The organism is Coprothermobacter sp., assembly GCA_013824685.1.
Classification (GTDB): domain Bacteria; phylum Caldisericota; class Caldisericia; order Cryosericales; family Cryosericaceae; genus Cryosericum.
The window spans coordinates 80,687-105,730 of record PNOG01000010.1 but is presented as its reverse complement, the minus strand read 5'-3'; the positions used below and the strand labels follow the sequence as shown (position 1 = coordinate 105,730).

20 protein-coding genes and 3 tRNA genes are annotated in these 25,044 nt (G+C 57.9%); 11 read left to right on the top strand and 12 right to left on the bottom strand.

The features are described from left to right. Nucleotides 1-99: 99 nt before the first annotated feature. Both C0398_03880 and C0398_03875 read right to left on the bottom strand, forming a co-directional pair. Entirely contained in the window at nucleotides 100-1,281 is a 1,182-nt protein-coding gene (locus C0398_03880) for a hypothetical protein (protein ID MBA4365130.1), read from the bottom strand. 17 nt (nucleotides 1,282-1,298) lie between these two features. Beyond that, complete coding sequence (locus C0398_03875; protein ID MBA4365129.1) at nucleotides 1,299-2,510, bottom strand: hypothetical protein; 1,212 nt, start codon at nucleotides 2,508-2,510, stop codon at nucleotides 1,299-1,301. On the opposite strand from C0398_03875, the gene lgt reads away from it, so the two are divergent. The 9 genes from lgt to C0398_03830 all read left to right on the top strand — a co-directional run bounded on the left by lgt (nucleotide 2,491) and on the right by C0398_03830 (nucleotide 12,840). Continuing rightward, entirely contained in the window at nucleotides 2,491-3,528 is a 1,038-nt protein-coding gene (gene lgt / locus C0398_03870) for a prolipoprotein diacylglyceryl transferase (GenBank protein ID MBA4365128.1), read from the top strand. The two genes, C0398_03875 and lgt, sit on opposite strands and share 20 nt — an antisense overlap. Nucleotides 3,529-3,579: 51 nt before the next feature. Beyond that, complete coding sequence (locus C0398_03865) at nucleotides 3,580-5,274, top strand: ribonuclease J (GenBank protein MBA4365127.1); 1,695 nt, start codon at nucleotides 3,580-3,582, stop codon at nucleotides 5,272-5,274. A 14-nt stretch (nucleotides 5,275-5,288) separates the two neighbouring features. After that, nucleotides 5,289-5,374: transfer RNA gene (locus C0398_03860), tRNA-Leu, on the top strand. A 208-nt stretch (nucleotides 5,375-5,582) separates the two neighbouring features. Further along, complete coding sequence (locus C0398_03855; GenBank protein MBA4365126.1) at nucleotides 5,583-6,071, top strand: hypothetical protein; 489 nt, start codon at nucleotides 5,583-5,585, stop codon at nucleotides 6,069-6,071. 22 nt (nucleotides 6,072-6,093) lie between these two features. Beyond that, a complete protein-coding gene (locus tag C0398_03850) occupies nucleotides 6,094-6,744 on the top strand; it encodes a transporter (GenBank protein ID MBA4365125.1) in 651 nt (216 codons plus the stop codon). Nucleotides 6,745-6,749: 5 nt separating this feature from the next. After that, nucleotides 6,750-8,900, top strand: a complete 2,151-nt coding sequence (locus C0398_03845) for a hypothetical protein (protein ID MBA4365124.1) — start codon at nucleotides 6,750-6,752, stop codon at nucleotides 8,898-8,900. Between the two features lie 12 nt (nucleotides 8,901-8,912). Beyond that, on the top strand, nucleotides 8,913-11,498 hold the full coding sequence (locus C0398_03840; GenBank protein ID MBA4365123.1) for a DNA polymerase I: 2,586 nt from the start codon (nucleotides 8,913-8,915) through the stop codon (nucleotides 11,496-11,498). Further along, nucleotides 11,495-12,094 (top strand): dephospho-CoA kinase, encoded by a 600-nt coding sequence (locus C0398_03835; GenBank protein ID MBA4365122.1) that lies wholly within the window; start codon nucleotides 11,495-11,497, stop codon nucleotides 12,092-12,094. The genes C0398_03840 and C0398_03835 overlap by 4 nt, the downstream gene beginning before the upstream one ends. Then, the gene (locus C0398_03830; protein ID MBA4365121.1) at nucleotides 12,067-12,840 is read left to right on the top strand and encodes a hypothetical protein; all 774 of its coding nucleotides are present in this window, start codon (nucleotides 12,067-12,069) and stop codon (nucleotides 12,838-12,840) included. Before C0398_03835 ends, C0398_03830 begins: the two co-directional genes overlap by 28 nt. Before the next feature lie 83 nt (nucleotides 12,841-12,923). On the opposite strand, the gene C0398_03825 is transcribed toward C0398_03830, so the two are convergent. The 10 genes from C0398_03825 to C0398_03780 all read right to left on the bottom strand — a co-directional run bounded on the left by C0398_03825 (nucleotide 12,924) and on the right by C0398_03780 (nucleotide 23,913). After that, nucleotides 12,924-14,159 carry an aminotransferase gene (locus tag C0398_03825; GenBank protein ID MBA4365120.1) on the bottom strand — a complete coding sequence of 412 codons (1,236 nt, stop codon included), beginning with the start codon at nucleotides 14,157-14,159 and terminating at the stop codon, nucleotides 12,924-12,926. 128 nt (nucleotides 14,160-14,287) lie between these two features. Beyond that, the gene (locus C0398_03820; GenBank protein MBA4365119.1) at nucleotides 14,288-14,839 is read right to left on the bottom strand and encodes a phosphohydrolase; all 552 of its coding nucleotides are present in this window, start codon (nucleotides 14,837-14,839) and stop codon (nucleotides 14,288-14,290) included. A 3-nt stretch (nucleotides 14,840-14,842) separates the two neighbouring features. After that, nucleotides 14,843-15,337 carry a hypothetical protein gene (locus C0398_03815; protein MBA4365118.1) on the bottom strand — a complete coding sequence of 165 codons (495 nt, stop codon included), beginning with the start codon at nucleotides 15,335-15,337 and terminating at the stop codon, nucleotides 14,843-14,845. After that, complete coding sequence (locus tag C0398_03810; GenBank protein MBA4365117.1) at nucleotides 15,334-17,991, bottom strand: DNA topoisomerase III; 2,658 nt, start codon at nucleotides 17,989-17,991, stop codon at nucleotides 15,334-15,336. Before C0398_03810 ends, C0398_03815 begins: the two co-directional genes overlap by 4 nt. 157 nt (nucleotides 17,992-18,148) lie before the next feature. Next, nucleotides 18,149-18,225 (bottom strand) — tRNA-Arg (locus C0398_03805). Nucleotides 18,226-18,312: 87 nt separating this feature from the next. Next, entirely contained in the window at nucleotides 18,313-20,139 is a 1,827-nt protein-coding gene (glmS, locus tag C0398_03800) for a glutamine--fructose-6-phosphate transaminase (isomerizing) (GenBank protein MBA4365116.1), read from the bottom strand. Nucleotide 20,140: 1 nt separating this feature from the next. Further along, on the bottom strand, nucleotides 20,141-21,514 hold the full coding sequence (gene glmM, locus C0398_03795) for a phosphoglucosamine mutase (protein ID MBA4365115.1): 1,374 nt from the start codon (nucleotides 21,512-21,514) through the stop codon (nucleotides 20,141-20,143). A gap of 158 nt (nucleotides 21,515-21,672) precedes the next feature. After that, nucleotides 21,673-22,728: a hypothetical protein gene (locus C0398_03790; protein ID MBA4365114.1), complete on the bottom strand. Its 1,056-nt coding sequence runs from the start codon at nucleotides 22,726-22,728 to the stop codon at nucleotides 21,673-21,675. Continuing rightward, nucleotides 22,616-23,293, bottom strand: a complete 678-nt coding sequence (locus C0398_03785; protein ID MBA4365113.1) for a hypothetical protein — start codon at nucleotides 23,291-23,293, stop codon at nucleotides 22,616-22,618. Before C0398_03785 ends, C0398_03790 begins: the two co-directional genes overlap by 113 nt. Before the next feature lie 26 nt (nucleotides 23,294-23,319). Beyond that, complete coding sequence (locus C0398_03780; GenBank protein MBA4365112.1) at nucleotides 23,320-23,913, bottom strand: hypothetical protein; 594 nt, start codon at nucleotides 23,911-23,913, stop codon at nucleotides 23,320-23,322. Between the two features lie 74 nt (nucleotides 23,914-23,987). On the opposite strand from C0398_03780, the gene C0398_03775 reads away from it, so the two are divergent. Both C0398_03775 and C0398_03770 read left to right on the top strand, forming a co-directional pair. Beyond that, nucleotides 23,988-24,074: transfer RNA gene (locus tag C0398_03775), tRNA-Leu, on the top strand. Nucleotides 24,075-24,169: 95 nt separating this feature from the next. Continuing rightward, complete coding sequence (locus C0398_03770) at nucleotides 24,170-24,973, top strand: hypothetical protein (protein MBA4365111.1); 804 nt, start codon at nucleotides 24,170-24,172, stop codon at nucleotides 24,971-24,973. Nucleotides 24,974-25,044 lie beyond the last annotated feature (71 nt).

Genomic DNA, 25,044 nt, shown 5'->3' with positions numbered 1-25,044 from the left:
GTACGATAGAGGAGATACTTTGATGATGCAATGACTCACACGTTCACGATGATTTGTAGATGATGCAATACGAACTTGCCGTTTGCTCGCAGGCGATGCTCATTCTGCAACCAGAAGAGGTCGCAGTTGATCCGGCGTCAGACGTATGTCTACCTTTCCCTGAATCACTCTTCCTGCGCCACCCGACCTGGCGCCAAAAGCTTCCTTCATCCGTGCACCGAAGGTCGCCAGCAAGGCCTCGCTTCCGGTCGGCACCGAGCAGACGAATTGCCCGTCAGTTCCGCTGCCGGGGTAGATGAGGACGCATAGTGGACCTGGAGCCGACGTCAACCTGGCTGCCACCATACGGGCGAGCTCGGTGGGGACCAAGTCGAGAACCATCACAGCAACACCGTGTGAGGCGATTTCGTCCAGTGCCTGGTGAGCAAGCTCATCCGCGGCCATCGCCAGCAGACCCTTGACCTGCCTGGCAGCATCATGGTCGCGCTGCTGCAACTTCACAATCGAAGCAGAGATATCGCCAAGTCCGCACGTCAGCCGCTGTTCGATGTCCCGAAGCACGACGTCGTTTCGCCTGTGGTACGCCGTCGCCGTCCGTCCCGCAACGAAATAGAGACGTGTGTTGCCACGCACCTTGTCCGTTCGTACGATGGCGAACGCACCGATCTCGCCGGTCGACGCAACATGGGTCCCGCCACATGGATTCGTGTCCAGATCCCCGATGCGAACAAGACGAAGCGGTCCACCCGCAAATTCGGGTACCTTGCGCACATCGTAGGCTGCGACGTCGGCCGCGTCCACAAACAACGTTTCGACGGGTAGACATCGCCAGATGGCTCGTTCTACGGCGTCTTCGATCTCCATTGAGACCTTGTCACTGACCGTTGTGGCCTCGATCTCGATGCTGGCCTCCTCTTCGGTCATGTGAAATGACAGCGTCCGAATACCCCTCTCATCCAGCAACCTGCTCAGAATGTGCTGAGCCGAATGCAGTTGCGTGTGACGTCCCCGTCTCTCGGCGTCGACGACGCAGAACAGATGCTGACCAACGTCGGCAGAGAATCCCGGAGGTAGGAGGACATACGGACCCGCGTCATCCTGCTGGGCGTCAAGGATGGTCGTCCCACCGACCGTTCCTCCGTCAGCGAGCTGTCCGCCACACTCCGGATAGAAGTATGTTTTCTCGAATCGGACGACAAGGCCGCGCTCCGTCTCCGCAGCTGCAGTCACGACTCCATCGAATTGAAGCTTGCTGCCATCCTCCCAGTACCCTGTCTGCATGTCGGACTCCCCAGTGCCTATTCCGGCTTTTTCGCACGAAGCGATTTCAAGTACCCAATGATCACGTGCTCGTACCCGGCTCCAGTGGGCAGATAAATGGCCCGGTCATGCACCTCGTCAGGAAAGTACTCCTGAGCCACCCAGTTGCCAGGAAAACTGTGCGGGTATTTGTACAATGCCTGCCCGGTGCGACTGTTCTTGAGCTGAACCGGCGTATCGACGCTCTTCGTCTGCTGGGCCAGGTCCCGCGCACGACGCATGGCACCTAGCACCGAATTGTTCTTGCGGGTCCCCGCAAGATAGATGACAGCCTCTGTCAGATTGAGCATTGCTTCAGGCAACCCCACCGCGTGCACCGCATCGTACGCCGCCGCCGCCATCACAACAGCAAAGGGGTTCGCCAGGCCGATGTCCTCTGCCGCGAAGATAATCATGCGCCGAGCCACGAAGAGCGGGTCGTCTCCCGCTTCGATCATGCGCGCCATGTAGTACAGCGCAGCATCCGGATCCGAGCCACGCATCGACTTGATGAATGCTGAGGCAAGGTCATAGTGTTCCTGCTCAAAGTTCTTGGCGACTGGAACCTCTTTGAGCAGCTCATTCAGATCTGCTCCCTCGACGAGGCTTCCTGACTGGTACAACCATACCAGAGCATTGATGGCGACCCGCGCGTCTCCTGAACTGAACGCCGCGACGCGATTCAACACTGTTCCACCTATCTGCATGCCTGCTTTCTCGCAGCCGTGTGTGAGGACACGGGTGATCTCGGCCGTGGTCAGCGGCCCAAATCGCAGCATGAAGATCCTCGAGCGCAAAGCAGGCGACAATGCAGCGTAGGGACTCTCCGTCGTCAGGCCGACAAATGTCATCAGCCGGTTTTCCAGCATGGGTAGAAGGAAGTCCTGCTGAACCCGATTGAACCGGTGAACTTCGTCTACGACCAGAACGAAGGGACGCCCTGCATAGCGAGCCACAATCTGACGCAACTCAGGCAGGCCCGCTGAGACGGCAGTCACGTATTCCATCTCCTCGCCCAACTGTGCAGCTACCAGCCGCGCGAACGTCGTCTTCCCACACCCCGGAGGGCCCCAGATGATCGCACTGAACGGTACACGATCACTGACGAACTTCCGAAGCGGTGTACCGGGCCCTGCAACCGCAACCTGACCCACGAACTCGTCCAAGCTCGACGGTTCAAACCCCTGGAACATGCGCTGCGTATCTTCCATATTTGAGGTTATAGCACCGCAGAGCGGTCAACGCAACGCGCAGGTTCGAGCCTGTGCCACATGCTCCCTCTCCAATCGCGCATTGCATCATCAGGAATCGAAGCGGCCTGGGTTGGCAGCTCAGGCGATTGGCACTATAATTTCAATGTTGCAAGCTCGCAAACCAACAAAGGAGAAACCGATGCACCCTATAGCTCTTGTCATTGGAAACCTCACTGTTCGCTGGTATGGTGTCATGATCGCTGTCTCGATCGCCATCAGCATCACCGTCGTGTACATCGAGTCACGACGCCAGGGCATCAACACTGATGATGTGCTGGACCTGGCCATCGTTGCCGTTATCGGCGGCATTCTGGGCGCTCGCATCGGCTGGATTCTGACATCTCCCGACGTCCTGTGGTATCTCGCTCACCCCCTCCGCATCCTTGCGATCTGGGAAGGGGGCCTCTCGTATTTTGGAGGCATCCTTGGCGGTGTCATCGCTGCACACTTCATGGTTCGGCGTCGGCGGATGGGATTCTGGCGGATGGCCGATATCGTCGCTCCCCTGCTTGCCCTCTCCTTTGGAATCGGCAAGGTCGGCTGCTGGCTCAATGGCTGCTGCAACGGAACAGCGACGACATCATGGCTTGGAGTCATCTTCACCAACCCCTTGTCCGAGTGCGATCTGCTCGGTCAGAGTATCTGGCCGGCTCAGCTCTTCAACTCCGCGTCCGGCTTTCTCGTCTTTGCCGTTCTGTTCTGGGTCGTCCGAAAGCGTAGACGCTATGATGGCCAAGTCTTCATCTGGTATCTGTACCTTTACGGCGCCACCGGCTTCGTCGTAGAGTTCTTCCGCTACATTCCCGTCCACGTGCTCCGCTTGACCCCAAACCAGTGGACGGACATCACGATCATCCTCGTGGGAATCATCGCCTCACTGATCCTCAGACGCCGGCCGCCATTCCATCCCGTGCCCCCTGAACAGCCGGAAGCACTCGATGCGACGGCACCGGATGGCACAGGGTCTGACGGTTGACACGACTCTCCACAATGCATTGCTTTTCAACGCTAACAAAGTGGGTACACTATGACCATGACTAAAACACAATCGCAACACACGCAACACACCACCCTACACCACGACATCATCCGCATTACTCCCCTTGGAGGTCTCGGGGAGATTGGCAAGAACATGACCGTCTATGAGGTCAACGACGATGCAGTAATTGTCGATGCGGGGTTCAAGTTCCCCGAATACGATATGCAGGGCATCGACTATGTCATTCCAAACATGGACTACCTTGACCAGATCAAGGACAAGATCCGTGGCATTCTCATCACACATTCGCACATGGACCACATCGGAGCTCTCGGCTACACGCTGGAGCACGTCCGCGCACCCATCTATGCCAGCAAGTTCGCCCTCGGCATTATCGAGGACGTCATCCCCGGCCGGATGAAGCCCTACGAAACCAAAGCAGTCCAAGCGGGCGACCGCATCAAGATAGGCAACATGGACGTCGAGTTCGTTCGCGTTACCCATTCGGTCCCCGAGAGCATGGCCATTGCCATACGCACGAGCGAGGGAATCATTCTTCACACCGGCGATTACAAGATCGATCAGACTCCCGTCGACGACAAGCCCATTGATCTTCAAAAATTCAGCGCCCTGGGGCGCGAGGGAATACTCCTGCTTCTGTCCGACTCGACGAACGCCGAAGAATCGGGCTTCGCAGGTTCGGAACGCGACCTGCGGTCCACATTCGACGGCATTGTGCGCGAATCGAAGGGCCGCATCATCTTCAGCACGTTCTCCAGCAACATCCACCGGATTCAGCAGATCATGGACGCAGTTGTCCCTCAGGGTCGCAAGGTCTTTGTGGACGGTCGGAGCATTATCAGCTCTGTCAAGGTGGCCCGCAAGGTCAAGATCATGGATATGCCTGAGAACATGTTCGTCCAGCAGGATGAGATGGGGAACGTCCCCAAGGACAAGATGCTCATTGTCACGACCGGAACTCAGGGCGAGCCCATGAGCGGCCTGTCACGTCTTGCTCGCGGCGAACACGATTTCGTGAAGATCACGAAAGGCGACACCGTCGTGCTGTCTGCAGATCCGATTCCGGGCAATGAGGAGATGGTAGCTCGCACGGTCGACAACCTGTTCCGCCGAGGTGCCAACGTATTCTACCGCCGAGAGGATAAGGTCCACGTGTCGGGTCATGGCGCTCAGGGAGACCTCAAGCTCATGCTCTCGCTGACACGCCCCAAGTTCTTCGTGCCGATTCACGGCGAGTATCGCCATCTTCTGTGGAACAAGCGACTTGCCGAGAGCGTCGGTATCCCGGGCACGCACATCTTCATCCTCGAAAACGGCCAGTGCTTCACAGTAGACAGCGAACACCTGACTGCGCTCAAACGCATACCCGCCGAAGGACTCCTGATCGATGGTCTCGCCTTGGGACTACCCGATAGCCCTATTCTCACTGACCGTGCCCGCCTGGCCAAAGATGGCATTCTGGTCTTAGTCGTAAGCATTGACACGATGACAGGAAAGATCCTTGCTGGTCCGGAAATCGTGACGAAGGGCGTCGTGACTGACGACGACGCAATCCTGACGGACCTGACTCGCGAGATGAAGGCCTTCATGGTGACCCATCGCAACAAGGATATACGCGCGACGCCTGATTTGCAGCTTGACTTACGCAAATTCTCGGCTAAATATATATACGACAAGACGCGCCGGCGGCCCATCGTCATCCCGGTCATTCTGGAGCGTTAGTCTCAAGCCTTCAGGCGGGGGTGGCGAAATGGCAGACGCGCTAGGTTCAGGTCCTAGTGATCGCAAGGTCGTGAGGGTTCAACTCCCTCTCCCCGCACCATTCGGCGAGAAGACATACTGTCTCTTGTGATGTTGAAACACTTCTTGGACATAATGGGCCCCGAAAGGGGCCCTTCTGATTTGCCGCTCGTTCCGGCTTCGTTGCTATCAGGGCAGTGCTGTCTATAATGGGAGTCACTATGAAAAATGACCGTCGCTCGCGTTTCTTCTACGTTGTAGCCCTCGCCGTGGCTCTTGCCGTCGTGGCCATGCCGTCGGCCCGAGGCGCCACAGTCACTGAGGTTGTCGTCGACAAATCATTCCACATCACGGTCCTCAGAACTACAGGTGGCACTCTCGCGTTCCCGGATGCGACCGGAACCACTGGCGAAAGTGCCACGCCCGTCGGCAGGTACAAGGTGACTGAGAAGCAAGCCGACCCTAACTGGTACTGGGAAGGCAAGGTGTACGCCCCATACCTTCGTGATAAGACGAACGGCCTGGGGGTTCGCTGGATCGGCATTTCGCTCCCTACCTATGGGCTGCACGGAACGAACGACCCGTTCAGCATCGGCAAGGACGTATCGCACGGATGCGTACGCCATCAGAACGCCGATGTGACGAAGGCCTTCTCAATGATCCCGACAGGGACTCCTGTCAGGATCATTGAAACTCCAATCCCTCAGCGGACCGAGGGGATGGTCACCGACTTTCTGGAACTGTACGATCTTCTCACAGTCATGGGGGGCTCCCGCTAAGAGCTGAAATCATTCGACGTCAATGAAGGAGGCGGGAGGCTGCACGCTCGACAACGAGCGAGTCTCCACTGCAATGGAAAAACTGTCGAAGCATCAGATAATCGTCCTGATCATCGCTGTTCTCGCCCTGGGAATGGGCGCCGGGCTGTTCGTCGGCTCGCGCCTCATCAAACCGACGCCCAACCCGCTCCCGCAGATTGTCGAAGACTCTTCGAGCGCGGAAATTACGCCCACGACCCCGGTTTCCATCAAGGTGTATGTGACTGGTGCTGTCCTCCATCCAGATGTCTATACCCTGCCGGAGGGATCCATCGTCCGCGACGCGCTGGCAGCCGCCGGAGGAGCTGCGAACGACGCAGATCTCATTGCGGTCAACCTGGCAGCCCGCCTCGAGGACGGTGAACAAGTCACTGTCCCTGTCAAGTCACCGGACGGCTCCGTCACCGTTGTGTCTCCCACGTCACCACCATCGAACACTCATGCACGCATTAGTATCAACCACGGAACACTGGCCGATCTCGATACGCTTCCCGGTATTGGACCAGCGAAAGCGCAGGCGATCCTGGACTACCGGGCACAGCACGGCCCGTTCAAGCGACTTGAAGACCTTCAGAACGTCACGGGCATCGGCACCAAGACCTACGAAGACCTGAAATTCCTCATCACCCTCTAGCCGCCGTGATACGACTGCGACTCGTCACGCTCGTAGCCCTGACGGTCGTAGCCGGAGCTTTGTCGGCCGGAACGACACGAGTTGCGGCAATACTCACCTTTGCTGTGTTGGCTGGTCTGGGCGCAGGTTATCTCGCACAGACTCGGCACCTGCGAGTCAATCTCATCCGCGTCATGCTCGCACTCTCTCTCTTCTGGCCATCATTTGCCCTGGCAAGTCGAGTTGTTCAGTCTTCTGCCTCGGGGCAACTCCCCCTGGATACCTCAATTGTCACAGGCATAGCTCGTACGCCTTCTGTAGCGCGAAGCACCGGAGGCGCAATGTTTGAGCTGTCGGCAGTGACGGCCAACGGCATTCCCATCGGCCACCCGGTGACCGTCCAGGTACAGATGCCTGATCGTCGCACTGGGCCGACATTTGGTCAACAGGTACGTGTCTTGGGGAAGATGGGCACGGCCAGTCCCGCTCTCAACCCGGGAGAGGATCGTCCCGGTCCGCCACCCGCCGGACTGTTTCTCGCACGAGACATCCAGACTCTCCCCAGCCACTCTCTTGCGTCATGGTGGGGTCGGTTGACGGGACACGCACGAGACCTCGTCGAACTCCGCGCCCGCCCGCTGTTGAGCTACAAGGCGTTCGGATTCCTCGAAGAACTCCTTCTTCATCGCAGACTCTTTGGAACAGTCGACCGCCATCTCTTCTCCATCACTGGTACCAGCCATCTGCTCGCCATTTCCGGACTTCACCTCTCACTCGTTTTCGCCGTGATGTCGATGCTCCTTGGTCTGATGTTCTCCGAGAGAAGTACCGGCAGGACGCTGGCTCCTCTCGTTGCCACCTTCGTCTACCTGGCATTCATCGACTTCCCCCTCAGTGCCGACCGAGCGTTCGTGATGCTGTACGTTCTCGCAGTAACTCGCATGTCCGGCGGACACGTGGGCAGACTCGCATCGCTCTCCTGGGCCGCACTCATTCTCACAGCAGTCGATCCTGCCTCCGTTTTCGACATCGGACTGCAGCTGTCGTTTGCCTCGATCGCCGGCCTGTGCTTCATCGGCGAACCTCTGTCCCATCTCGTTCGAGTCAGTGGTCGCCTCGCCCGGGGACTCCTGTCATCTCTCTGTTCGACGACCGGAGCGTCTCTGCCCGCAGCAGCGCTTGCCGTGTCGACATTCCATGTCCTTGCTCCGATTGCTCTTCTGGCAAACGTTGTGGCCATTCCCGCGGTCTCACTGCTTCTGATAGGCCTCCTGGCTTGGTCGGTGCTCCTCCTCACGATTCCGTCGCTCGCGGCACTGCTGGCACCCATCCTCAACGGCGCCTCGAGTATCCTGTTTGGCTGTCTTGAACTGCTCGGGCGCCTCCCCGGGTCACACCGGAACGTCCCTGCACCTTCACCGTTCCTGCTCCTTTCCCTGGGGATTCTGTTCGGGGTCGTCATCCTCTCGGTAGACAACCGGCCGAGACTCGGTCAGCGGCGCCATGCGGGAGTCCCCGTGGCTGCAGCAGCCATCCTGGTCTCACTCGTATGGGCGTTCGGTGCCGTCCCATTCGACACGCGCGTGACCCTTCCTGTCGTCGAACAGGGCACCGTCATCCTCGTCCGCACCCAGGGCATCGGCACGTGGCTCTGTCTGTTCGACACCGACGGCAAAGCCGCCAACCGGGCAGCCCGTGCACTCGCAGCACTCGGCGTTAACACACTGGACGTCGTCGTGGTCGCAGGGTCCCCTGCAGACCTCCCAGACCAGCTGGATGCACTGTTCGGACTACTGGCACCGAGCCACGTGTACCTTCCCTCTGAATACGTCCAAACCCCCATTCCTGGACTCGACACTCGCTTCCAATCGACTATCGCCTCACTCGACACCAGCGAGATGGTCACTGTCGAGACGCGTAGCGCGACCATCCGGGCAGGAAACGCCAGTCAGTCTGGCCCCTCGTTGGCACTCGTCACAGCCGCTCTCGTCGGAACGGTAGGCCCCGCGGCATCGCTTCCTGCCAACTCTCCCGGATTCGCGTATGATACTGTTACCGGGATGATTCAGATTCTCACGACAGATGCGGCATCGAGCCTTTCTCTCAAACAGACGGGCTGCATCTCCGTGTTTACGCGCGGCTCACGCTGCTGGGTTGCGCAGGACCCCAGACGTTGATACAATGAGCACATGACGAACCGCGTAGTGCTTGTCGATGGGAGTTCGATTCTGTACCGAGCATTTTTCGCCATGCCCCACCTCAGTACCGCCACCGGCATCCCTACCGGAGCGATTCTGGGGACCACGACGATGCTGCTCTCCATCATCGAAGAGCTTCAACCACAGTACATGGGCGTCTTCTTCGATCGAAAGGCAGCGACCTATCGCCACGAGATGTTCGAAGAGTACAAGGCCAACCGGGAGACCATGCCCGACGAACTCGTCAGCCAGCTCGTCAACCTCAAGCAACTCATCCGTTCGCTGGGCATCGTGACGCGCGAAAAGGACGGATTCGAAGCGGACGATTTCATCGGCATCTACAGCAAGGTCGCTGACCAGGCAGAGATCCCCTGCATCATCTATTCCGGGGACAACGACCTGCTCCAGTTGACAGACGACAACACGTCAGTACGCATTACGGTCAAGGGAGTCAAGGAGATCAGAGAGTATACTCCTGCGGCAATCCTCGAGGAGTTCGGCCTCACAGCCCCCCAACTGATCGATGTCAAAGCCCTCAAGGGAGATTCGTCCGACAACATCCCCGGCGTACAGGGCATCGGCGAGAAGACCGCACTGAAACTGGTCCAGGAGTTCGGTTCAGTGGAGGCATTGCTCGAGAACGGCGGCCCCGAACGCTACAGGACCCTGCTCGCCGAGAACCGGGATATCATCCTGCGCAACCGCTCGCTGGTCACGATCCAGATGAGTCTGGACGAACCGACCAGCCTCGCTGACCTGGTCCGTAACGCCCCAGATACTGAGCAGACTGCCCAGCTGTTCCAGACGCTGTCGTTTGTGGCACTGAGCCGGCGCGCATCGAAGATTCTCGGCATGCCATCACTCGCTGTGGCGCCGATACCTGTCCATCGCGACGACCTTTTCGACGCCGGCGCTCGCCCCGCAGCGCTCGCTCCGGTTCCCCTACAGGCGACGAACGTAGTCTTCGATGCCCGAACGGCCCTAGCCGTCGTGCCTGATCTCGAAGGGCAGGGGTTCACGGTGGCCCGCCGAACAAAGGACAACGTTTCGTCGACCCACATCGACGCCATGTTCGGCTCGCCTCCCCAGGCCCTCCATTCAGACAGTACGTCCATGACGTATGTCTACGACTACAAGAGACTCTGTCACACCCTCGCACCGTTCGGCCTGGGCGCTCCTGCCCCCATCCGTGACATCATGCTTGCGCAGTACCTGCTGGATCCTGACCAGAAAGCCTGGGGCCTTGACCGCATCGGCGACGCATGGGGACTGACTGGAGACACCTCCACTGCCGAGGGATTGGCCGACCTTGTCTATCGTGTCTCCTACCCCATCGACACGGCTCTCGAGGAATCACAGCTCACAGGCACCCTGAACGACATGGAGATTCCGTTTGCAGCGGTGCTCGCGGACATGGAGATGGCAGGTATACGCACAGATACTGCCTACCTGCGAACCTTCGGAGCGAAGCTCGGCCTTCGTATTGCTGAACTGGAACGCCGGACGTACGAGCTCGTCGGCACGCACGATTACAGCCTTCAGTCTCCCAAACAGCTGGGCGTGCTCCTCTTCGATGTGCTGGGACTTGCACCGACCAAGAGAACCAAGACAGGTCTAAGCACCGACGTCGAATCCCTGGAGGCAATCCAGAACGAACATCCAGCGATTCCGCTTATCCTGGAGCTCCGTCAGTTGACCAAGATCAAGGGAACCTATACGGATTCGCTGGTCCGATATGTCGCGCCGGACGGGAAGATTCACCCTACGTTCCTCCAGACCGGCACGTCGACGGGACGCATCAGCTGCATCGACCCCAACCTGCAGAACATCCCTGCCAGAACCGAGGTTGGGCGCGAAATCAGACAGGCGTTCATACCCAGCCACGACGGTTGGGTGCTCGTCTCGGCAGACTACTCCCAGATCGATCTGAGGATGCTTGCGCATCTTTCGGCGGACGCAAACCTCTGCCATGCATTTGCTCAGGGAGAGGACATTCACCTGCACACGGCTTCGCAGGTCTTCGACGTTCCAGAATCATCTGTGACTCCCGAGATGCGGAAACGCGCCAAGACTATCAATTTCGGCATCATCTACGGCATCTCGCCATATGGTCTCTCACGGCAGCTCGGCATCACTGGCGAAGAGGCTCGCCAGTACATCGAACGCTACCTGGAGCGGTTTCCCGGCATCCGGGACTACCGTGACCGGGTGGTCGAGGCGGCCCAGCACGATGGCTACGTGAAGACGATTCTTGGACATTTGCGGAGAGTCCCGCACATCAACAGTCGCAACAACGTGGAGCGGCAGGAAGCTATTCGGCAGGGATTCAATGCCATTGTACAAGGGAGCTCCGCCGACGTCATCAAAATGGCCATGATATCTCTGAACAAGGACCTTCAGCCGCTCAAGGCGCGCATGGTACTTCAGGTACATGACGAAATCGTCGTCGACACACCGTCCGACGAACTTGAGCTTGTCCGCGGGATGATGCAGGAGTCCATGGAATCGGCGATCCACCTTTCGATCCCCCTGGTGACTCACCTTTCTGCCGGCCCGAATCTGCGCGACCTCGAATGAGTATCAACATTGGGCTCACCGGCAACATTGCCTCCGGCAAGAGCATGATCTCCGGCATGTTGCGGGAGCACGGTGCAGCGGTGCTCGACGCGGACCTGGTAGGAAAGAGCGTCCTTGCCGAAAACGTCGAAGGAGCGCTTGAGCAGGTGCGAGCTGCCTTTGGGGATTGCATCTTCGATGGAAACCAGCTCAACCGTCACCTCCTCGGCAATCTGGTCTTCGGACACCCCGATCTCCTCACAACGCTCAACGATATCATGATGCCCATCATGACGAGACTGGTCGCCAACGAGATCATGGTGCTTCACCGAACGTCAACCGTCGTGGTCCTTGACGCAGCAATTCTGATCGAAGCCGGCTGGCAGAACCTGGTCGACGAGATCTGGGTTGTGAAAACATCGAAGGGCGAACAACTGGAGCGCCTCATGACGCGCGACCATCTTTCGCGCGACGAAGCCGTCAGCCGAATTGAGGCACAGATGCCTCTGGCTCAGAAACTGGCGTATGCCGACGTTGTCATCGACAACACGATGGATGTCGAGCAGACCCGAAAACAGGTGGAGATGCTTTGGAAAACGCGCATACAGAACCGCTGAGCTACTCGAGAATATCGACGTACAACGAATGTCCCAGGAAATTCGAGCTCAGGTACATTCAGAAGATCGAGGAACCATCTCACTGGTATTTCAGCTATGGCAAGAGTATCCACACGGTCCTCGAGAGATTGCTGTCATGTCACCTGGGAGAAGACGGGCAGCTGTACAGAGATGATGCAGCCCTCTTCCCCACCTCTCTCTCCCAGCTTCTGAACGAGAACTGGCTGACGGAGGGATATGCCGACCCCGGTGATGAAGACAGTAAACACCGTCAGGCCCTGCGCGTACTTACGGCATTCTTCCCGGTTTTCCAGTCCACGTGGCAACAGATGCTGTACGTGGAACACCTCATCAACACGGAGATTGATGGTATTCCGTTTACAGGTATCGTCGACCGAATCGACCAAGTCAATGACCATGTGCTGCGGATCGTCGACTACAAGTCGGCGAGACCGAGAGTAGCGTCGGCATTGACATCTCATCGGTTCCAGGTGGCGCTGTACGCTGCGGCACTAGGTCAGCTGAAAGAGTTTCGGGGCAAGCGGTTCATCCTTCAGACGTACTACCTCCGCGAGAACGTCAAGGCAGAGATGGACGAAGGGGCAGAAAACTGTATTGCCAAGTCTCGAGAGGTTCTGGCAACAACCGCTCGCAGGATTCTTCAGGGCGATTTTCGCGGAAAACGCGGCAGCAAGTGCTTCTCCTGTGACTACAGAGACATCTGCTCCGTGTTCCGCAGCATCTAGTCCCCACCCGTTTGCAGAACCGCAACGACCCCTGCCCCGCAAAACGCGGACAGGGGTCGTTGCACGTCTGTCTCAACCAGCCGTTAGATCTTCGACTTCAGCAAGTCTCCCAGGCGATGGACCCCTTCAGTGATATGCTCTGGATCCACGGCCGAGAAGTTCAACCGCATATGGCAAGTGTCGTCCCGATGAGGGTAGAAGGCAATGCCCACAACATACGCAACCTTGGCATTGATCGCCTCCCGGAACATCGCCGCGGTGTCGATACTGTCCGGTGCCTTCACCCATACGAACAGACCGCCTTGAGGGTCAGTCCAGCTGCTGCCGACCGGGAAATACTGTTCAAGAGCGGAGATCATTGCATTCTTCTTCCTGGGATACTCGCGCCGAACAACGTCAACGTAGTCGTCCAGCCACCCGCGGCTGACAAACTCATACGCTATGTATTGAGTCATGGCCGGAGAGCAAAGGTCAGCTGCCTGTTTTCCAACGATGATCTTGCTCATGATGTCTTCGCGGGCGACGATCCACCCCAGACGAAGCCCGGGGAAACTGATCTTCGAGAACGTGCGCAGCCCTACGACACGATCCTTGCCATCCAACGCCAGCAGTGAGGGAATTGGCTCACCCTCAAAGCGTATTTCCCCGTATGGATCGTCTTCGATAATCAGCAGATCATACGCGTGGGCCAGCTCGATCAACTTCGTGCGGCGCTTCAGCGTCATGGTGACGCCGGCAGGGTTGTGGAAGTTGGGCACCGTATAGACGAACTTTGGGCGGATGTTCGCCTTCTGCAGCTCCTTGAGCCTGTCCTCAAGAATGCCCATCTGCATGCCATCCTTGTCCAGCGGAACCGTGCAGAACTTGGCCTGCATGCTTCCAAAAGCCTGGATTGCTCCGAGATAAGATGGCTCTTCCACAATGATGGTGTCGCCAGGATTCACGAAGACCTGTGCCATCAGACTGAGACCCTGCTGTGAGGCGGTGGAGATGATGACGTTGTCCAGATCGATGCCTTGGACACCCTCGTTCTCCATGCGATCCATGAGCAAAACACGCAACTTCTTGATGCCCTCCGTAGACCCATACTGGAGAGCCTTCTTGCCGTATTCCCTGAGCGCAAACGTGCTTGCCTCGATCACTCGATCGATGGGAAAGAACCGATCGTCTGGCATGCCTCCAGCCAATGAGATGATTTCCGGACTGTCGACGAGTTTGAGGAGCTCCCGAATCTCGGTTGGTCTAAAACCCAGCGCCCGTTCTGAGAACAACTCTTCTGCGTTCAACGACATCGATTTGCCTCCGCATTGTGGTGACATTTTTTGGCAAGTGTCCGTTGCACAGAACATACGAGACTACTTACCAATGAAGTATACCCCTATTGGGCATAACAAGAAGCCCGCCGTGAAGGCGGGCGTCGGTCATCAATTGGAATGGTGAAACTGATCTAGAGGCCGATTTCTGCGGCGATCCCCTTCATGGAACTCAGGCCGATGGCAACGAACTTGTACAGATCGAGTCCCATGTCCTGACAGGCAAGCATCTGATCGCGGTTTGCTCCAGCGGCAAAACGCTTCTCCTTGAAGCGAACCATGACAAAGTCCGTATCAATGGGCGCAAGCTTCTTCTCTGGTCGAATGAGAGCACACGCGACAATGAAGCCGGATAATGGGTCCGCCGCGTACAACGCCTTGTCCATCATGCTCTTGCGCGGCAGGCCATGCAGCGAGTTGTGGACGCGCACCGCATAGCAAATGTCCTCAGACACTCCCATCAGATGCAGCTGCTCTGATCCAACAATGCTGTGCAGGTTTGGCTTGTCCTTGGTCTCGCCATAGTCGATGTCATGCACGAGGCCGGCCAGGCCCCATTTCTCGACGTCCTCATGGAGATGCGCTGCAAGGCCACGCATAATGGCCTCGACAGCGAGCATATGGTTGATCAGGTTTTGCGACGGCGTCCTCTCAACGATGACCTGATACAGTTCCTCACGGTCCATGGACTATGCTTCGGGCCCAGGAACGGACGGCTCGTCTGGAGCCGCATTGTCGCCGGTCGTCCCGGACTGCTCAACATCCAAAGGCAATCCGGTGGTCAGCTCCTCAGGACTCGTCTCCTCGGGACCCAGAGTAAGTACCATTCTCTCTGCACGAGTCTTCCTGACTGCAAACCAGGCGGTCAGCCCCAGCGTCAGGACAAACGCGTAGTTCAGAGCAGTGAACAGGATGACGAGAGCCATGTTCAGCCATGTAGGTATCTGGAACTCGGGGTGCGATGCCGCGTAGTTACTGACATAGAAGGAAATGAAGCTGCTCAACAGCCACTGCATGGTATAATATGCAGCCACCAGAGCCGTTGTAAGCAGGAGGAACAGACTCACCTTCCCTTCCTGAGAGCGCCTGTAGGAGACTGCCAGCATAAGCCCTCCTATCGACAGAACCACGTATCCGAGGCTGAAGAAGAAGTCGACAGTGAAAATCGCGCTGAATGGAATCATGATGCACCGCCTTTGTTGTTGGATGTCTTCGAGGCTGCCTTTCTTGTGGGAGCCTTTGCTTTGTCGGTCTTCTTCGTGGCGGTCCCCTTCTTCTCTGTCTTTGTTATGGAGGACACTGCCTTGGTTGTCTTCGTTGTGGAGGCTCCTGCCTTTGTTGCGTGACCGGGTGTCCGCCTCCCCGTCCGCGGTCCCTTGTTCAGGAACTCGAACTCCACTCTGCCCTTGTCCCCGAGTTTCAGATAGGCTGAGAACGGCTTGTTGTACTTTGATACAAAGTCCTCGATCAGATCTGTCTTGCCTTTCTCGAGCAGATTACGGGCCATGTCACGGTCAATGGTCTTGCCCGCGTAGACTCGCTTCATTTGAAAGCGGCAGTCAGTTGCAGCACACCGGTAGTGCTCAGTGGTCTCTACCACTGAACCCTGACACACAGGGCAGCGACCCAATGGCTCCTCATTCACGACAGGTTCGGTCGCCGCAGAACTGCCACCCGATCCCTCAGCAAACTCCCACTCCAGCTTGTTGTCGGGCCTGAGTAGGAGTCGCGCACTGAACTTGAACCCGCGCCTGCTCACGAATCCGTCGAGCATGTCCGTCCTCTTGTCGGTCATAAGCTGCAAGGCCTCTTCGCGACTGATAGAACGTCTGAGAATCATCTTCGGAATGCTGAACTTGCAGTCCGTCTTCTTGCGGCCGTGGTGTTCGCAGACATACGATGCCGGACGCTCAAGCACGTTGCCGCCGCAGATGGGGCACACACCCAGTGGTTCCGCCGACTCGATGCCGATCTGCGTGGGAGCTTCGTACCCCTTGATCTTCTCGATCATCTGCCGTGTGAATCCCTCGATACGCTCCAGGAATTCCACGTTGTCCAATGACCCCTTCTCTATCTTGCGCAGACTCATTTCCCAGTCACCGGTAAGGTCTGGGGCCACAAGATCCGACAACTGGATCGCCTCAAGGAGGTCGATCAGGTCAACACCACGCCTTGTGGCGACCAGGCTCCGCGCTTTCCGCTCGACAACGCCGGTCCGGATAAGCTTCTCAATGATCTCCGCACGTGTGGCAGGAGTCCCCAGGCCACGCTCTTTCATTGCCTCAGCCAGTTCCTCGTCATCGACCAGCTTGCCCGCCGTCTCCATGGCAGCGATAATCGACGCGTCCGTGAACCGTGGCGGAGCCTTGGTCAGCTTGCGTTCGCTCTCAACCCTGAACGCCTGGACGCTCAGCTTCTCCTTGAGGTCCGGCAAGTCCTTGCTGTCAGCCTCACGTGGGGCGACCTCCAGCCATCCAGAGGTCTTGACGACTCTTCCGTCACTGCCGAATGTTTCGCCTTCAACGACAGTCTCGACGCGAGTGAGCATCAGAACAGCTTCAGGGTAGAACTGTTCGAGGAACCGTCGTACAACCAGGTCATAGACCACGCTCTCGTCATGAGAGAGACTGCTTCGGTCCAGCCGCGTGCCAGTCGGAATGATGGCGTAGTGATCGCTGACTTTCTCGTCGTTGAACACGAAGGACCGCATCTTCCAGCCCTCGCGCTGCACGTGTTGCACGTACGGCGCGTATTCCCCAATCCCCAGGTCGCCAAGTACCGTGACAACTTCCTTGCGAAGCGCTTTGGGCAGATACTTGCTGTCGGTTCTCGGGTACGTGATGGCGCGCTTCGCTTCGTAAAGAGACTGTGCTGCCTTCAGTGTACGGCTCGCACTCAAGCCGTTCAGGCCATTTGCCTCGCGCTGCAGCAGTCCAAGATCATACAGATAGGGTACCTGCATCCGGTTTTCTTTCTGGGCAACCGACGCGACCACCCCTCTGTGCCCTGAGCACTTCGTGGCAATGGCTTCAGCGGCTGCCTGGTCGGCGAGTCTGCTCTCGGATCCCCGATGCCATAGTCCTGCATAGGTCGGCTCACCATGCGGCACGACCTTGAACTGGGCATCGACCTCGAAATAGGGCACGGGAATGAATGCCTGGACTTCCTTCTCACGCTTCGCGATGAGTGCCAGAACTGGTGTCTGCACACGCCCCACCGTAACAAGCGAGCCGTTGCGCCTCGTCAGCCCCCGGGTAGCGTTGATGCCAACCAGCCAGTCTGCCTCAGAACGCGCCAGTGCCGCCCTCCCCAGGTCATCATATGCAGATTCGGGACGGATGTGCTTGAATCCATCACGGATACTCTCGTCAGTGTAGGAGGACAGCCACAGGCGTGACGAAGGCTTTGTTCCTCCCGCCTGCACATAGATGTTGCGGAAAATCAACTCACCCTCGCGACCTGCATCGCAGGCGTTGATGACTTCGTCCACTTCTTTGGAGGCGATGAGCTTCTTGAGTGCGTTGAAACGCTCCTCGGCTCCCTCAAGAACGGAGAACTTGAACGCCTCAGGGATGATCGGCAGGTAGGACAACAACCATTGTTTGTACTTCTTGTCGTAGTCTTCGGGCTCTGCCAATCCAACAAGGTGGCCCACCGCCCACGATACTATGTAGTGTTCGCCTTCGTAATACTCACGGCTCTTCTTGCAGTGGTCGATGACAGCTGCAAGTTGCTCCGCCACACTCGGCTTCTCTGCTATGACGAGCTTCTTCACGACTACTCCTTGGATGCCACGACAGTAACGGCCCTCATTATACACGCAAAAGACCCCGGGCAAGTGTCCGGGGCTTCTCAGTCCACAAGGTCCAGTCGACAGCTACGTCGATCCCGGGTCGACAACTCCAGAAGCGATAGATTTGCTGTCAACAACAGAGCTTCGTGAGAGCAGATGAACGGCGTGAGATTGCCGCGAGGGGTTGAAAAGACATCAAGTCTGGTGCGCCCGACAGGATTTGAACCTGTAATCTACGGCTCCGGAGGCCATCGCCTTATCCAGTTGGGCCACGGGCGCGCACGTCGGCAAGTATAGCAGAAAGGCCGACCCTGTACAAGGTCGGCCTTTGGCTCAGCGCCTCACAAAACGGGTCTCAGAGCTCAGCTATTCCACTGTCACGCTTTTTGCCAGATTCCGTGGCTGGTCCACGTCCAGACCCTTGCCATCTGCCGTGTAGTACGCCAGAAGCTGGAGCGGCAATGAATAGACGACCGGGGAGAACAACTCTTCGACCGACGGCATCGGGATGAAGTCCGTGGCGATGTCCTGTGCTCTCTTGTCCTTCTTGTCGGCCAAGACCACGAGGGGTGAATCGCGCGCGATGGACTCCTGCAGATTCGAGTAGATCTTCTCGTACAGCGCCCCCTGGGGAAGGATGCCCACCACGGGAACATCCTGGTCCAGCAAGGCGATCGGGCCATGCTTGAGTTCTCCTGCGGCGTATCCCTCAGCGTGGATGTAGCTGATCTCCTTCATCTTGAGCGCGCCCTCCAATGCAATGGGGTAGTTGACGCCGCGCCCAACATAGATCATGTCGTGGACTTTGTAGAACTTGCGAGCGATCGTCTCCATGATGCCAGCATAGTCGAGGACCTGCTCACACTTCTGGCTGAGACTGGACAACTGCGACGCATAGTGTGCCGATGTCTCCGGATCGAGCGTACCGTTGCGCTGTCCGAAATTGAGAGCTATGAGATAGAAAGCGATGAGCTGGGCCATGAACGACTTCGTGGCTGCAACGCCGATCTCGAGACCCGCCTGAGTAACGAACGTCACATCTGACTCGCGCGAAACGGTGCTCTCCGGTCGATTTGTAATGGCCACAACCCTGGCACCAAGGTTCCGTTGAAGCCGAAGCGCAGCGAGCGTGTCAATCGTTTCTCCTGACTGCGTGACAGCAATCCCCATCGTCCCTGGACGAACAATGGGTCGCTGGTAGCGATATTCACTACTAAAGCTCACCTCGGTGGGGATGCGTGCCAATTCTTCCAGAAGGTACTTGCCTACGCGCGCGGCATGGTACGACGTCCCCGCCGCCACAATCGAGATACGGTCGGGAACGGGCTGGCTTTGGAACTCCTCGAGCTCGACGTGTCCACTGTCGATATCGATGCGGCCGTACAGTGTATCTCTGATGACGACCGGCTGTTCATTGATTTCCTTCAACATGAAATGCTTGTAGCCTTGCTTCTCTGCGGCGGAGGCACTCCACTGAACGGTCATGGGCGTCCGATCGAGAGGGCGCCCGTCATCAAGCGAGAAGAAGGCATATCCCCTGTCATTGATTTCGACGACATCCCCATCGTGCAACGGGATGATCCGGTGCGTGTATTCCAGGAGTGCCGGGGTATCTGAACCGAGAATCATCTCCCCATCGCCAACCCCGAGTACCAGGGGAGACAACTTGCGGATTGCCACGATACGACCAGGGAACACTTTGGCCAGAACGAGGAACGCGAAGGCTCCATCAAGCTGCAACGCAGTCTTCCGCGCTGCCTCGAGCAGGTCTGCGCCCGCGTCGATCTGCTCCTCGATAAGATGAGAGATAACCTCGGTGTCGGTCTCGGACACGAAGATGTGCCCCTTCCGGATCAGATCATCTCGGAGTACCTGGTAATTCTCGATGATACCGTTGTGGATGACAGCGATCGCGCCCTTGCAGTCCACGTGCGGATGAGCATTCCTGTCCTCAACCTTGCCGTGGGTCGCCCATCGTGTGTGTCCCATTCCGGTGGTGGCTGTATACTCGTTCCCCTTGATGGCCTCCTCGAGAGCCTTGAGCTTGCCACGCTTCTTGACGACGACCAGCTCCCCCTGCTCCAGAATGGCCATCCCCGCCGAGTCGTACCCTCGATACTCGAGCTTGCGTAGGCCCTCAATGATGACGGGAACTACCTTACGCGGTCCAACGTATCCGATGATCCCACACATGTCACTCCTCTCCTTGCTGACCAGCTGACAACAGGACACGCTTCAGCCGGTCTGCCAGCGCCATCAGACGCTCAGTATCCTTACCCTCCAGAAAAATGCGCACCAGGGGTTCTGTCCCAGAAGGCCGCACGACAAGTCTGGCAGCATTGCCCAGCTCGATGCGCGCCGCTTCGACCGCAGCCATGAACTCTGGGCGTGAAGCAATGGACGTGTCTTTCACCCTGACATTCTCGGCAATCTGAGGATAGAGCTCGACCTCGTCGACAATTGCGGACAGGTCGCGCCCGGTCCTGGCAAGATATCCCAGCACTGCCAGGGTGGTCGCCAGGCCATCGCCCGTCACGTTCTGGTACATGTTGATGATGTGTCCCGACTCCTCGCCGCCTAGCACGAACCCACCCTCGTTCAGGCGGTCCAGAATGTAGCGGTCTCCAACGCTTGTCCGTTCGAGCCTGACCCCATGAGATTCCAGTGCCTTCTCCAGACCAAGGTTGGTCAGAACTGTTCCGACGACCGTGTTTCCGGTGAGCCGGCCCTCTCCAGCCAATCCCAGAGCCAGAATGTACAGCATGACGTCCCCGGAAACGCGGCGCCCGTTGTGGTCGACCATGATGACCCGGTCGCCGTCGCCGTCGTGGGCAACGCCCAGATCCGCCTTCTCGGCCACCACCCTCGCGCCCACGGCGCCAGGATGTGTGGACCCACAGTCCTTGTTGATAAGCTTGCCGTCCTGGTCCGTATTCATCTCGATCACCTGCGCACCGAGCTGTCGCAGCAACGTCGGTGTCGTATAGCTTGTTGCCCCGTGAGCACCGTCCACCACGATCGTGATCCCCTTGAGTGAGAGCCCTGGATTATTCTGCCGCACCAAGGCCATGTATTCCTCGCGCGCATTCTCGACTCTATGGGCGCCACCCACTTCGTCGCCATGCACTCTTGAAGGATTGCCGAGTTCGACGAGACCAAGGTTCCCTTCGATCGCCTCCTCGTCCGCGTCTGCCAACTTATGACCGCCAGGGCCGAAGAACTTGATCCCGTTGTACTCCGGAGGATTGTGTGACGCAGAGATCATGGCACCCGCCATGTACCTTGTCTCGCGAGCCAGAATGAGCGCGAGTCCCGGTGTCGGCAGTACGCCCAGGTAGTCTACGGACACCCCCGCCTCCATGAAGCCGGCACCAAGCGCCGCGGCAAGCATCTCCGACGAGACACGTGGGTCCCATGCGATAGCAATGGTGCGTTTTGTCTGCTGGGCAGAGTGTCCGTCGAAGTAGATCGATGCAGCCGCTCCCAGAGATAAGGCAAGCTTGGACGTGATTTGGGTGTTCACGACACCCCGCACGCCGTCCGTTCCGAAGAGATTCCTCTTAGCCATGCTTTAACTATAGGTCGCTTGAGTCTGCACGCAAGATTCATACTTCTGGTTCGACGTAAGGCCTCTCCTGGAGACGCTCTCTCACGGGTGCGGAGAGGGCATGCAGAGAGCCGAGGCCCTGGAGCCTCGGCCCATCGTACGGTGGTCTGTCGTTTCCGTCAGTTCTGCGGTGGCAGACTCTTGCGCGAATGGCGCTTCACGAGTCTGAGGACAATCCATGCCAGTGCCCAGATGAGAAGCCCATAGAAAGCAATGAAGACAGCTGAGCCGCCGAACCACGTCCAGAAGGCAGCCAGTCCGTGTCCAAACCGGGCGAGGGATTGGGCAAACGCCGATCCAAAACCTCGAGGCGCAACGAACGCTTCGGTCGTCTGTACGAGCTGAGCGGTGACCGTGGCAAGCGACGTCGCATTGTCCATGTAGCGCTGCTGCCCCTCGTACTGCTCGATCTGCGTGCGAACCGAACGCAGCTGTTCCTGAACTGCAAGCATGTCCTTGATGTTCGTGGCTTTCTTCAGGAACCCTACCAGCTGCTCTTCTTCTGCTCGAAGGACCTTGAGTCGCGCCTCGATGTCGATGTACTGTGATGTGACATCGTCCGAACCACTGCTGCGGCTCGTAACGGTGCCGAGTCCCACAAGCCCGTTCATGAGCTCAGTAACTCTGGCCGCAGGCACACGCAGCACCGCGGTCGCGAGCACCCGGGTGTCCGACTTCTGAAGCGATGACTGTGCCACGAAGCCGCCGTACTTGGCAACGAGGATCTCACAGTCGCTCAAGGCCTTCTCCGCGTCGACGACGTCAAGGCTGAGGCTGGCGTTGAAAATGATCTTGCGGTCTGTCGCCAGCTGATCGACTGACGTGGTTGAGGGTGGGGCCGAAGAATCCGTGCCAGTGGCACCTTCGGAGTTGCCCTTGCCCATGACACCATCCGACGTCGCCAAGTCGCGCTCCGGCGAGACACTGGTGCGCTTCGCGCATCCGCTCACCCCTATGGCCACCATAGCGACGACGAGAATCAGCACAAGAAACCGACGTACTCGCACAGACTGAATCATAGGTGCCTCCCTATTGCCGAATGGGCGCATGAGCGCCAAGTGTTCATGGAATGATGCAGATGAACAACGATGGGGCGCCCAGGCTGGTTGTCCAGAACTCGGGTGAGAATCCCGCGACCGTACGAAGACCTGAGGGCTCCTGTCCGCTGAACCCATGAAGCGCCATTAGAGCGACGAATCCCCGGACCTCATCGGGCTCCAGCGTCAAGGCGACCTCGCGTCCTTGGACAGCAGCGTCGAGTTCAAGAGCAATGTCAGCATGCCTGGCTCTCAGCCACGTTGCCAGGAGCTGTCTGCGCGCGACATTGCCCTCAAGGACGACGCGAAAGGACGGCACCCGGCACGCAGTGGCAAGAGTCTTGATGTTGTCAGAGCCGACAAGCTCATTGGGTGGGGTGTCCTGAGCACGAATCTCCGTGTTCGGAGGCATGAATGCTCCCTTGGATGTCGCAAGCGGCAGCCTGCGCGGCAAGACGGCACCACCAACGTACAGCACAACTACGATGGCGACCGCCATGACGGGTGAGAATCCGAGCCACAGGCCCTGAAGCAAGCGGCGGCGCGAGCGGCGCGAGCCGATGACGGCAGTCACGGAACTTGCCAGTGAGCGATCCATCGGCGCAAACAGCACCGATACTTCGCCGCGCAATTCCGCCGACAGCTCAAGAGGCTGTTCGTTGTCGCCCATGATCTCGTTGTCCTTTCTCATGTCATGTGTCATCACTTGTCACCATTCATAAGACGCGCTCAACGTCCCAAGGTTCCCGAAAGGAGTTTACGCAGTTCACCGCGGGCACGAAAGATTCTGCTCTTGACAGTCCCTACGGGTACTCCGAGCCGGACAGCGGCTTCTTCATAGCTCAGGCCGTCCAGGTCGACGAGGGCAAAAGCCGCTCTGAACACAGGATCGACCTTCTGCAGGGCGGCTCGAAGAGCGGACTTGACCTCTTCCACATCTGGACCATCGCTGGCAGTCTGCGGCGCCTCGACCGTCAGCAGGTCGGCTTGAGCGTTGCCGGAACTCACAGGGTGCTGGGACCGCTTGCGCGCAGCGTCGATGCCGGCATTGGTGGCAATGCGATAAAGGTACGACGACAGCCGGGACTGTCCCCGGAACTTGGAGAGACTTCCATACAACTTCAGGAAGGCCTCCTGCGTCACGTCATAGGCCAGATCGCGGTCGAAGGTCACCCGAACGGCCACCGAGAATACGAATCCCTCGTAGTAGCGCACGATGGTCTCGTACAGCTCGGTCCGCCCAGCCACGACCTCGTCGATAGTCTGTGCGAGCTTCGGCATGTCATCCATGCAGCCATTATACAAATCTGGGCCACTCTGCATAGGAGCCGATGCCAGCCTGCCGACGTGTGAGCGCCAGTTTGACAGCTCTCGGCCCGCACGTATAATAGGCACGTGCCGAAGTGGCGGAACTGGCAGACGCAGCAGACTCAAAATCTGCCGGGGTAACACCCGTGTGGGTTCAATTCCCTCCTTCGGCACCATCTCGGTGGCACCTTCCCTGCACATCCCCCTTGACAACAATTGCGTGATTCACTATACTCATATTATTAGTAGTTCTAACTTTTGGAGGCAGGCAGTGACGGAAGACAGACACGAATCACAGGGTTCATCGTATGACCTCAACAGGTTGCGCATCTACAATATCCTCATGGCTCTTCTGCACCTCGGCCAGGCAGTTCTCATCATCATCTTTGGCTGGGGAAAAGGTCTGACAGTCCCCATCACGACGAACTACCTCAAGGCGGGCGGGCCAGGAGGAATGCCCGTCCCTACTCCGGCAACCCTTGGCACCTTCCGTCTTGGTCCGGCAATTGCGGTGTTCTTGCTGCTGTCGGCAATCGCCCACTTCGTGACCATCCTGCCCGGCGTGTTTGAATGGTACAAGGCAAACCTGCGGCGTGGCATCAACTACATCCGATGGTACGAATATGCGTTGAGCTCGTCCGTCATGATCGTCATCATCGCCGAGCTGTCCGGCATGTATGACCTTTCCAGCGCCATCATGCTGTTCAGTCTGAACGCTGCAATGAACCTGTTCGGGCTCATGATGGAACTACATAATCAAACGACCGCCCGGACTAACTGGACATCGTTCATCTTCGGTTCCATCATCGGCCTCGTTCCCTGGGTCGTCATCTGTATGTACTTCTTCAGTGCTGCCGCCAGCGCGACGGGGACAATCCCGACCTTCGTCTACTACATCCTTGGAACCATCTTCGTCTTCTTCAACTGCTTCGCCATCAACATGGTCCTGCAGTACCGGAAGGTCGGGAAGTGGCGTGACTACATCTTCGGCGAGAGGGTGTACGTCCTGCTCTCGCTAGTCGCCAAGTCCGCTCTCGCCTGGCAGATCTTCTTCGGTGCCGTAGCGCGCAACTGAGTCAGCCAAGCGCACCTGCAACGCAGAAAACGCCCAGGCATCAGCTTGGGCGTTCCTGCTTCCAGCCTCAC